Source organism: Pseudomonas sp. FG86, assembly GCF_057808775.1.
Genome location: NZ_JBMDIS010000076.1, coordinates 19,635 through 29,699 on the forward strand (window position 1 = coordinate 19,635; position 10,065 = coordinate 29,699).

The 10,065-nt window shown below is 62.3% G+C and carries 8 protein-coding genes; 3 read left to right on the plus strand and 5 right to left on the minus strand.

Features of this window, described 5'->3' with window-relative positions; genetic code table 11:
* Window positions 1-142 precede the first annotated feature (142 nt).
* The 5 genes from hslU to ACODSV_RS29140 form a co-directional block, all read right to left on the minus strand.
* On the minus strand, window positions 143-1,480 hold the full coding sequence (gene hslU / locus ACODSV_RS29120; RefSeq protein WP_024072953.1) for an ATP-dependent protease ATPase subunit HslU: 1,338 nt from the start codon (window positions 1,478-1,480) through the stop codon (window positions 143-145).
* Window positions 1,481-1,517: 37 nt separating this feature from the next.
* Entirely contained in the window at window positions 1,518-2,048 is a 531-nt protein-coding gene (gene hslV / locus ACODSV_RS29125; RefSeq protein WP_010563201.1) for an ATP-dependent protease subunit HslV, read from the minus strand.
* A 257-nt stretch (window positions 2,049-2,305) separates the two neighbouring features.
* A complete protein-coding gene (locus ACODSV_RS29130) occupies window positions 2,306-3,007 on the minus strand; it encodes an SPOR domain-containing protein (RefSeq protein ID WP_024072954.1) in 702 nt (233 codons plus the stop codon).
* 1 nt (window position 3,008) lies between these two features.
* Complete coding sequence (gene argS, locus ACODSV_RS29135) at window positions 3,009-4,745, minus strand: arginine--tRNA ligase (protein WP_150054090.1); 1,737 nt, start codon at window positions 4,743-4,745, stop codon at window positions 3,009-3,011.
* Window positions 4,746-4,855: 110 nt separating this feature from the next.
* Entirely contained in the window at window positions 4,856-7,075 is a 2,220-nt protein-coding gene (locus ACODSV_RS29140) for a primosomal protein N' (protein ID WP_069075065.1), read from the minus strand.
* Window positions 7,076-7,355: 280 nt separating this feature from the next.
* Between ACODSV_RS29140 and rpmE the strand changes: the two genes are divergently transcribed.
* From rpmE to ACODSV_RS29155, 3 genes are all read left to right on the plus strand, one after another.
* Window positions 7,356-7,589, plus strand: coding sequence for a 50S ribosomal protein L31 (gene rpmE, locus ACODSV_RS29145; RefSeq protein ID WP_005784030.1), 234 nt, complete (start codon window positions 7,356-7,358; stop codon window positions 7,587-7,589).
* Window positions 7,590-7,603: 14 nt separating this feature from the next.
* Window positions 7,604-8,410 (plus strand): thermonuclease family protein, encoded by an 807-nt coding sequence (locus tag ACODSV_RS29150; RefSeq protein ID WP_150054088.1) that lies wholly within the window; start codon window positions 7,604-7,606, stop codon window positions 8,408-8,410.
* A 181-nt stretch (window positions 8,411-8,591) separates the two neighbouring features.
* Window positions 8,592-9,860, plus strand: coding sequence for a malic enzyme-like NAD(P)-binding protein (locus ACODSV_RS29155; RefSeq protein WP_024072958.1), 1,269 nt, complete (start codon window positions 8,592-8,594; stop codon window positions 9,858-9,860).
* The last annotated feature ends 205 nt before the right edge of the window (window positions 9,861-10,065 follow it).

The window sequence follows — 10,065 nt, forward strand, 5'->3', positions numbered from 1 at the left end:
ATGATCCTGAATAAACCGGCTCAAAATGTGGGAGGGGGCTTGCCCCCGATAGCAGTGGTCAGTCAGGCATACATCTTTCTGACAGACCGCTATCGGGGGCAAGCCCCCTCCCACATGAAAGCAAAGCGATCCTGTATATGGCTTACAGGATATAACGAGACAGATCTTCGTTCTGCGCCAATTCACCCAGGTGGCTGTTGACGTAGTCGGCATCGATCTTGATCGTTTCGCCATTCTGCGCACCGGCCAGGTCACCGGCGCTGAAGGACACTTCCTCAAGCAGGCGCTCCAGCAAGGTGTGCAGGCGACGAGCACCGATATTCTCGGTCTTCTCGTTGACCTGCCAAGCGATCTCCGCCAGGCGCTTGATACCGTCCGGCAGGAACTCGATGCCCAAGCCTTCGGTTTTCAGCAGCTCACAGTACTGCTCGGTGAGCGATGCATGCGGCTCGCTGAGGATGCGCTCGAAGTCGCCTGGGGTCAGCGCCTTGAGTTCCACGCGAATCGGCAGGCGGCCTTGCAGCTCCGGCACCAGGTCGCTTGGCTTGCTCAGGTGGAATGCACCGGAGGCGATAAACAGGATGTGGTCGGTCTTGACCATGCCCAGCTTGGTGTTCACGGTGCAGCCTTCGATCAGCGGCAGCAGGTCGCGCTGTACGCCTTCACGGGACACATCGACGCCGCCGGAGTTACCGCGCTTGGCGACCTTGTCGATCTCGTCGATAAACACGATGCCATGCTGCTCGACCGCTTCCAGGGCCTTGGCCTTGAGCTCTTCCTCATTGACCAGGCGCCCTGCTTCTTCGTCGCGTACCAGCTTCAGCGCTTCTTTCACCTTGAGCTTGCGGCTTTTCTTCTTGCCCTTGCCCATGTTGGCGAACAGGTTCTGCAACTGGCTGGTCATTTCTTCCATGCCAGGCGGCGCGGAGATGTCGACGCCGGACACTTCGGCGATTTCGATCTCGATTTCCTTGTCGTTCAACTGGCCTTCGCGCAGGCGCTTGCGGAACAGCTGGCGGGTGTTGGAGTCCGAGGCCGGTGCGGCGTCTTCGTTGAAGCCCATGCGTGCCGGCGGCAACAGGGCATCGAGGATGCGTTCTTCGGCGGCGTCTTCGGCGCGCAGGCTGACCTTGGTCATTTCCTGCTCGCGCAGCAGCTTCAGGGCCGCGTCGGCCAGGTCGCGGATGATCGACTCGACATCGCGGCCTACATAGCCGACTTCGGTGAACTTGGTCGCTTCGACCTTGATGAACGGTGCATTGGCCAGTTTGGCCAGGCGCCGGGCGATTTCGGTTTTACCGACGCCGGTCGGGCCGATCATCAGGATGTTCTTCGGCGTTACTTCAACGCGCAGTTCTTCGGGCAGTTGCATGCGGCGCCAGCGGTTACGCAGTGCAATGGCAACGGCGCGCTTGGCATCGTCCTGGCCGATGATATGGCGATTGAGTTCATGGACGATTTCGCGGGGAGTCATGGACATAGTGTGTGCGGCCCTCAAGCGGGAATAAGCCTACGGCTTACTCGGCGAGGTCCTGCTCCTCAATGGTGAAGTTGTGGTTGGTGAATACGCAGATATCGCCCGCGATGCCCAGGGCGGTCTCGACGATTTCGCGGGCCGACAAGTCGGTTTTTTTCAATAGCGCGCTGGCCGCCGCTTGGGCGTAGCCACCGCCGGACCCCATGGCGATCAGGCCATGTTCAGGCTCAACCACATCGCCATTGCCGGTGATGATCAGCGACGCGTCTTTGTTCGCGACGGCCAGCATGGCCTCGAGACGGCTGAGGGAGCGGTCGGTACGCCATTCTTTGGCGAGCTCGACGGCGGCACGGACGAGGTGGCCCTGGTGTTTTTCCAGTTGGCCTTCAAAACGCTCGAACAGGGTGAAGGCGTCGGCGGTGGCACCGGCGAAACCGGCAAGCACCTGGCCGTGGTACAGGCGACGCACTTTTTTCGCGTTGCCTTTCATCACGGTATTGCCCAGGGAAACCTGGCCGTCGCCACCCATGACGACTTTGCCGTGGCGACGTACTGAAACGATGGTGGTCAAGGGGAGAGTCTCCACGCAGCGGGGCGAAAATGCCCGGATGGAAACTCATATGGGGGTGGCGGGGGGGATTTCAACCGTAGGGGTTTATGGCGGACGAGTGGCGTTTATCTGTCTGACACACTTTCGAGAACACCCAAGAACCAATGTGGGAGGGGGCTTGCCCCCGATGGCGGTGTATCAGTCACCAGATTGATTGACTGACACTCCGCTATCGGGGGCAAGCCCCCTCCCACATTTTGATCGGTGTTGAGCTTGAATCAGCGGCTCTGGCGTTGTTGTAACAACAGGTTGCTAAAGCCCGCGCCCGCCAATTGTTTCTGCGCCACGGTCAGCTGTTCGCGGTTGCTGAACGGCCCCACCAGTACGCGATACCAGGTCGCATCTTTCACAGTGCCGGATTCTACCGTCACCGACTGTCCCAGCAGGATGATCTGCGCACGCACACGATCCGCATCCGCCTGTTTCGGGAAGGAGCCCGCTTGCAGGAAGAACTTGGTCACCGGCGCTGCCTTGGTCTCCGCAACCGGTGGTGCTGGTGGCGGGGTGATCCCGGCCAGCGCGGCCTGGGCCCGGGCGGTGTCGATTTTCGCCGCTTCCGCCGGGGTTACCGGGGTGGTCGGCACTTGTGGCGTCGGCAGGGTTTTTTCCGGCACGGCGTCAGGCGGCACGATCACTTCCGATTCCGGCAGCAACGTATAGAAGTCGTATTTCGGCTTCACCGGTGCGGTCGGACTTGGCGTGGTCTTGTTGGCCTCGGCGATTTTCGTGGCTTTTTGCTGCTCCTGCTTGACGCGTTTGACGTCATCGCCCTGGCCTGGGTCCAGCTTCATCAGGAACACGATAAACGCGCCGACCGTGAGGCCGATGGCCATCCACAGCCAGCCCGGAATGGGCTTCTTTGCCGGTGCCTGGTAGCGGCTGGCGCCGCGCTTGGGGGCAGGTTTTTTCTTGGCGGCCAACTTACATACGCTCCAGGGTTTCCAGGCCTAACAGTTCCAGGCCTTGCTTGAGGGTCCGTCCAGCCAGTGCGGCGAGGCGCAGGCGACTTTGCTTGTGGGCTTCGTCGTCGGCGCTGAGGATCGGGCAGTTCTCGTAGAAGCTGGAGAACAACCCGGCTACTTCGTACAAATAGGTGCACAGGATATGCGGCGTGCCTTTCTCGCCGACGCTGTTCAGCACTTCGCCGAATTGCGCCAGCTTGGCGCCCAGCTCCTGTTCCTGGGGGGCTTCCAGCACGATCCGCCCTTGCACTTCGCTGAAATCCTTGCCCAGCTTGCGGAACACCCCGGCCACGCGGGTGTAGGCGTACAGCAGGTACGGCGCGGTGTTGCCTTCGAAGTTGAGCATCAGTTCAAAGTTGAAGCTGTAGTCGCTGGTGCGATGCTTGGACAGGTCGGCATATTTCACCGCGTCTATGCCCACCACACGGGCGATGTTGCGCAGATCGGCCTCGGCCAGCTCCGGGTTCTTTTCCTTCACCAGGGTGTAGGCGCGTTCCTGGGCTTCGGTCAGCAGGTCGATCAGCTTCACGGTGCCGCCGTCGCGTGTCTTGAACGGGCGGCCATCGGCGCCGTTCATGGTGCCGAAGCCCATGTGTTCCATGTGCATCGGGTGGGTGACGAAACCGGCGCGGCGCGCCACTTCGAACACCTGCTGGAAGTGCAGGGCCTGGCGCTGGTCGACGAAATACAGCGCACGATCCGCCTTGAGCACGCCGCTGCGGTAGCGCACGGCGGCCAGGTCAGTGGTGGCGTAGAGATAGCCGCCATCGGCCTTGACGATGATCACCGGCAGCGGCTCGCCATCGGCGGTCTTGAATTCTTCGAGGAACACGCACTGTGCGCCATTGCTCTCGACCAGCAGGCCCTTGGCCTTGAGGTCGTTGACCACGTTGATCAGGTCGTCGTTGTAGGCGCTTTCGCCCATCACGTCGGCCATGGTCAGCTTGACGTTGAGCAGTTCGTAGAGGTGTTGGCAGTGGGCCAGCGAGATATCGCGGAAGCGGCTCCACAGTTCCAGGCATTCCTTGTCGCCGGCTTGCAGCTTGACCACCAGGCCACGGGCACGGTCGGCGAACTCTTCGGATTCGTCGAAGCGCTTCTTCGCGGCGCGGTAGAAGTTCTCCAGGTCCGACAGCTCGTTGCTGGTGATCGGGTTCTCCTGCAGGTAGGCCATCAACATGCCGAACTGGGTGCCCCAGTCGCCCACATGGTTCTGGCGGATCACGGTGTCACCGAGGAACTCCAGTACCCGCGCCACGCCGTCGCCGATGATGGTCGAACGCAGGTGACCCACGTGCATCTCCTTGGCCAGGTTCGGCGCCGACAGGTCAATGACCACACGCTGGGTATCACCCGCTTTGCGCGTGCCGATCCTGGCATCGGCCAGCGCGGCGTCGAGGCGCGAGGCCAGGGCCTGGGTGTTCTGGAAGATATTGATAAAGCCTGGGCCAGCGATTTCGGCCTTGCTCACCTGTGGGTCGGCGGGCAGCGCGGCGATGATTTTCTCTGCCAGGTCGCGCGGCTTCATGCCGGCGGGCTTGGACAGCATCATGGCAATGTTGCTGGCGAAGTCACCGTGGGTCTTGTCGCGGGTGTTTTCCACCTGGATCGCCGGCGTCAGGCCTTCAGGCAACACACCTTCGTTGACGAGTTGGGTGAGGGCTTGTTGGATCAGCTGGCGAATGGTGTCTTTCATGGTGTTCTCTTTCGACCGCAAGCGGCGGTGCGCGATGCGCAGGTGGAAAAACTGGGCATTATCCGTGGCGAGGGCGGGCTTGCCAACCTTCGCAGGACCTATGGCCAGGCTTAATACAAATCTACCGGGTCTACATCCAGTGACCATCGCACCTGGCGGCCGCTGGGCATTTGCTCCAGCGCAAGTAACCAGCTACTTAATAGCCGGTGCAGGGGCGCGCGGGAGGTGGCTTGCAGGAGTAGTTGAGCGCGATAACGTCCGGCGCGGCGCTCCATGGGGGCGGGCACGGGGCCGAGCAATTCGATGCCGCCCAGGCCCAGTTCGCCGAGCAAGCGTTCGGCGGCGCTGCACGCTTCATCCAGAAAACCTTCGGCCTGCCCCGGCTTGTGGGCTTCGGCGCGCAGCAACGCCAGGTGCGCAAAGGGCGGCAGGCCAGCGGAGCGGCGTTCACTCAGCGCCTGCTCGGCGAAGGCGAAGTAGCCTTGTTCTGTCAGTTGAATCAGCAGTGGATGGTCGGCCAGGTGTGTCTGGATGATCACCTTGCCCGGCTCCTCGGCCCGCCCGGCGCGCCCGGCGACCTGCACGATTAGTTGTGCCATGCGCTCGCTGGCGCGGAAATCGCCGGAAAACAGGCCGCCATCGGCATCCAGGATCGATACCAGGGTCACCCGTGGAAAGTGATGGCCTTTGGCAAGCATCTGCGTGCCCACCAGGATGCACGGCTGGCCTTTCTGGATCGTGGCGAACAGTTGGTTCATCGCGTCTTTGCGCGAGGTGCTGTCGCGATCGACCCGCAGTACCGGGTAGTCCGGGAACAGAATGCCCAGGCGCTCTTCGGCGCGCTCAGTGCCGGCACCCACCGGGCGCAGGTCGACCTTGCCGCACTGCGGGCAGTGGCGTGGCACGCGCTCCACATGGCCGCAGTGGTGGCAGCGTAGTTCGCCATGGCGCTGGTGGACGGTCATGCGCGCATCGCAGCGCTCGCACTCGGACATCCAGCCGCAGTCATGGCACAGCAGCGTCGGCGCAAAGCCACGGCGGTTGAGAAACACCAGGACTTGCTGGCCGGCAGCGAGGGTCTGGCCGATGGCCTGCTGCATCGGGCCGGAAATCCCGCTGTCCAGCGGGCGGCTTTTCACGTCCAGGCGCAGGAAGCGGGGCTGTTTGGCGCCGCCGGCCCGTTCGTTCAAGCGCAGCAGTCCATAACGACCGGTGTAGGCGTTGTGCAGGCTTTCCAGGGACGGCGTGGCTGAACCCAGCACGATCGGGATGTCTTCCTGGCGGGCGCGCACCAGCGCCAGGTCGCGGGCGTGGTAGCGCAGGCCTTCCTGCTGTTTATAGGAGCCGTCGTGCTCCTCGTCGATGATGATCAGCCCGGGATTTTTCATCGGCGTGAACAGCGCCGAACGGGTGCCGATAATGATGTCTGCTTCGCCGTCCCGCGCCGCCAGCCAGGACTCCAGGCGCTCCCGGTCGTTGACCGCCGAATGCACCAGGGCGATACGCGCGTTGAAGCGTTGCTCGAAACGCGCCAGGGTCTGCGGGCCCAGGTTGATTTCGGGGATCAGCACCAGCGCCTGCTTGCCGGCTTGCAGGGTTTCGCGGATCAGCTGCAAATAGACTTCGGTCTTGCCGCTGCCGGTGACACCGGCCAGCAGGAATGCGTGGAAACAGTCGAAACCGGCGCGAATGGCTTCGTACGCGGCGCGTTGTTCGGGGTTGAGCGGCAATTCCGGCTGGGCCAGCCAGTGTTCGTGGCGTGGGTCGGGGGCGTGCTTGCGGATTTCCACTTGCACCAGGCCCTTGGCCAGCAGCAGGTCGAGGCTGTCTTTGCTCAGCATCAGCTTGCTTAATAGCTGATGCGCGACGCCATGGGGGTGCTGGGCCAGGGTGGCGAGGGCTTCACGCTGGCGCGGGGCGCGGGCGATGCGTGGGTCGTCAAGGCGCGCGCCGGGCACCATCGACCAGAAGCGCTCCTGGCGCGCCTCGGCCGGCTCGCCCTGGCGCAGCAGTACGGGCAGCGCCCAGCTCAATGTGTCGCCCAGGCTGTGCTGGTAATACTGGGCGGTCCACAGGCACAGCTTGAACAGCGCGGGCGGCAGAGGCGCCGTGGCATCAAGGATGGCCACGGCGGGCTTGAGTTTTTCGGCGGGCACTTCGCTGTGGTCGGCGACTTCCACCAGGATGCCGATCATCTCCCTGCGGCCAAACGGCACGCGCACGCGCATGCCCGGCTGCAACTGCGCGCGCAGCACACCGGCTGGGGCCCGGTAGTCGAACAGGCGGCGCAGGGGCGAGGGCAGGGCGAGGCGCAGGATGGCGTCGGGCACGCGGGGGGTCTCATCTATAAGGGCAGGCGGTGGCGCAGGGGCGGGAGACTAGCAGACCGGCGGTGAGCATGCAGCACTGCGGTGCCTGCATCGCGAGCCAGAGCGCTCCCGCAAGGGCCAGGCTATGCCGTTGTTTTCTGATGAAAGGCGCTTTTATCTTTACCGGCGACGGGCGTCGACGCTTGCGCGTTTAAAAAGGTCTGGTAGAATCCGCGGCCTAATTAAGTGCGGTATTCGACAATAGTGTCGAGTGGCGGCACGCTAGCCCGAGGAAGTCACCATGAAAGCCGATATCCATCCAGCGTACGAAACCATCGAAGTAACCTGCAGCTGCGGCAACAAGTTCGAAACTCGCTCGAACCTGTGCAAGCCACTGGGTACTGACGTATGCAACGAGTGCCACCCGTTCTACACCGGTAAGCAGAAAACTCTGGACACCGGCGGCCGTGTACAGCGCTTCGCAGATCGCTTTGGTGCTTTCGGCAAGAAGCCTGCTGCTACTCCAGCAGAGTAAGGCTCAAGGGCCTTATGGGCTTTTGCCAGCTGTTGAAAAAGGCGTCCCTTGTGGGCGCCTTTTTTGTGCCTGGGATTTGGCTGTCGGCGGCCCAGGCCCAGGTGTTCTGCCCCGCACCGGCGGCCCTGGCGCGCGTAGACGTGCAGCGCGTGGTGGATGGCGACACGGTGCGCCTCAAGGATGGCCGCAGCGTGCGTATGATCGGCCTCAACGCGCCGGAAATCGGTAAGAAGGGCCGCCCCGACGAACCTTTTGCCGTTGCCGCCCGCCTGCGCCTGCAGACACTGGTGGACGCCAGTGAGGGGCGCGTGGGCCTGGTGCCGGGGCGTGAGCGCAAGGATCATTATGGTCGCACGCTGGCCCACCTCTACGGTGCCAACGGCGAGAACCTGGAGGCGCAACTGCTGGCCGACGGCCTGGGTTTCCAGGTGGGTGTGGCGCCGAATGTCGACCTTGTCGCCTGTCAGCAGGCGGCGGAAGACAGCGCTCGCCAGGCACGCCTGGGGGTGTGGCGCCAATCGCCGGTGCAAAGCGCGGAGCAGCTCAAGCGTTCCGGGTTTGCCGTGGTCGGCGGCCGGGTCAGCAGGATAGAGCGCAATCGCGGCGGAATCTGGATTGAATTGCAAGGGGCGCTGGTATTACGCATTGCGCCCGATTTGATCAGTCAATTCGACACGGTGCTGCTCGATGGTCTGCAAGGCCGCTCGATCGAGGCGCGTGGCTGGGTACAGGATCGTGCGCGACGTGGCGGCCTGAAAAGTGGACAGGCCCGTTGGCTCCTGCCACTGACCGCCCCCGGCATGTTGAAAACCACGCCTTGAGAAAAAATTGTAGACATTTTTTGTATCGATTGTGAACAGTTAAGCCCTTGTATCCCGTGGCTCTTGGCCGAAAGTCTTAGTGCAGGGCCCTTGACACCGGTGACTGCCCAGTCTTGTAGGGACTTTGCGACACGAGTATCCTCGGCGGTCCGTCGACCAACAGTAAAAGCGGAATGCCGATATGTCTGATTTGAAAACTGCCGCTCTCGAATATCATGCCCATCCTCGTCCAGGAAAGCTGAGTGTAGAGCTCACCAAGGCCACTGCCACTGCCCGCGACCTGTCGCTGGCCTACAGCCCTGGCGTTGCCGAGCCCGTACGTGAAATCGCCCGCGACCCTGAGCTGGCCTACAAGTACACCGGCAAAGGCAACCTGGTTGCAGTGATTTCCGATGGCACCGCGATCCTTGGCCTGGGTAACCTCGGCCCATTGGCCTCCAAGCCAGTCATGGAAGGTAAAGGCGTGCTGTTCAAGCGCTTTGCCGGCATCGACGTTTTCGACATCGAAGTCGATTCCGAAAGCCCGCAGGCTTTCATCGACACCGTTAAGCGCATTTCCATCACCTTCGGTGGCATCAACCTGGAAGATATCAAGGCACCTGAGTGCTTCGAGATCGAGAAGGCCCTGATCGAGCAGTGCGACATTCCGGTATTCCACGATGACCAGCACGGCACCGCGATCGTTACCGCGGCCGGCATGATCAACGCCCTGGAAATCGCTGGCAAAACCCTGGCTGACGCCAAGATCGTCTGCCTGGGTGCTGGCGCTGCGGCCATCTCCTGCATGAAGCTGATCGTCAGCATGGGCGCCAAGCTGGAAAACATCTACATGGTCGACAGCAAGGGCGTGATCCAGTCCGAGCGTACCGACCTGAACCAGTACAAGGCGATGTTTGCCCACCCGTCCTCCAAGCGCACCCTGGCTGAGGCCCTTGACGGTGCCGACGTGTTCGTCGGCCTGTCCGGCCCGAACCTGCTGAGCGCTGAAGGCCTGAAGGCCATGGCGGCCAACCCGATCGTGTTCGCCTGCTCCAACCCGGACCCGGAAATCGCCCCGGAGCTGGCTCACGCCACCCGCGACGACGTGATCATGGCCACCGGCCGTTCCGATTACCCGAACCAGGTCAACAACGTACTGGGCTTCCCGTTCATCTTCCGTGGTGCCCTGGACGTTCGCGCCAAGCGCATCAACGAAGAAATGAAAGTGGCTGCTGCAAACGCCCTGCGTGAACTGGCCAAGCTGCCAGTCCCTCAGGATGTGTGCGATGCCTACGGTGGCGCCAAGCTGGAATTCGGCCGTGAGTACATCATCCCGAAACCAATGGATAAGCGCTTGATCACCGTGATCTCCGATGCCGTGGCTAAAGCCGCCATCGAGACCGGTGTGGCGACCCTGCCGTATCCGAAGAACTACCCGCTGCAAAGCGTGGATGATGTGTTCAACGGCTAAGCCGTTGTAGCGCACCAACAAAAAGCCCCGGCTCTCACGAGTCGGGGCTTTTTGTTGGGTGACAGTTATCTGAAGATTTGTGAAGTCCCAAATGTGGGAGGGGGTTTGCCCCCGATGGCGGTGTGTCAGTCACTTGATGAGCTGGCTGGTCCACGGCTATCGGGGGCAAGCCCCCTCCCACATTGGGTTCTGCGTAGGCTTGAGG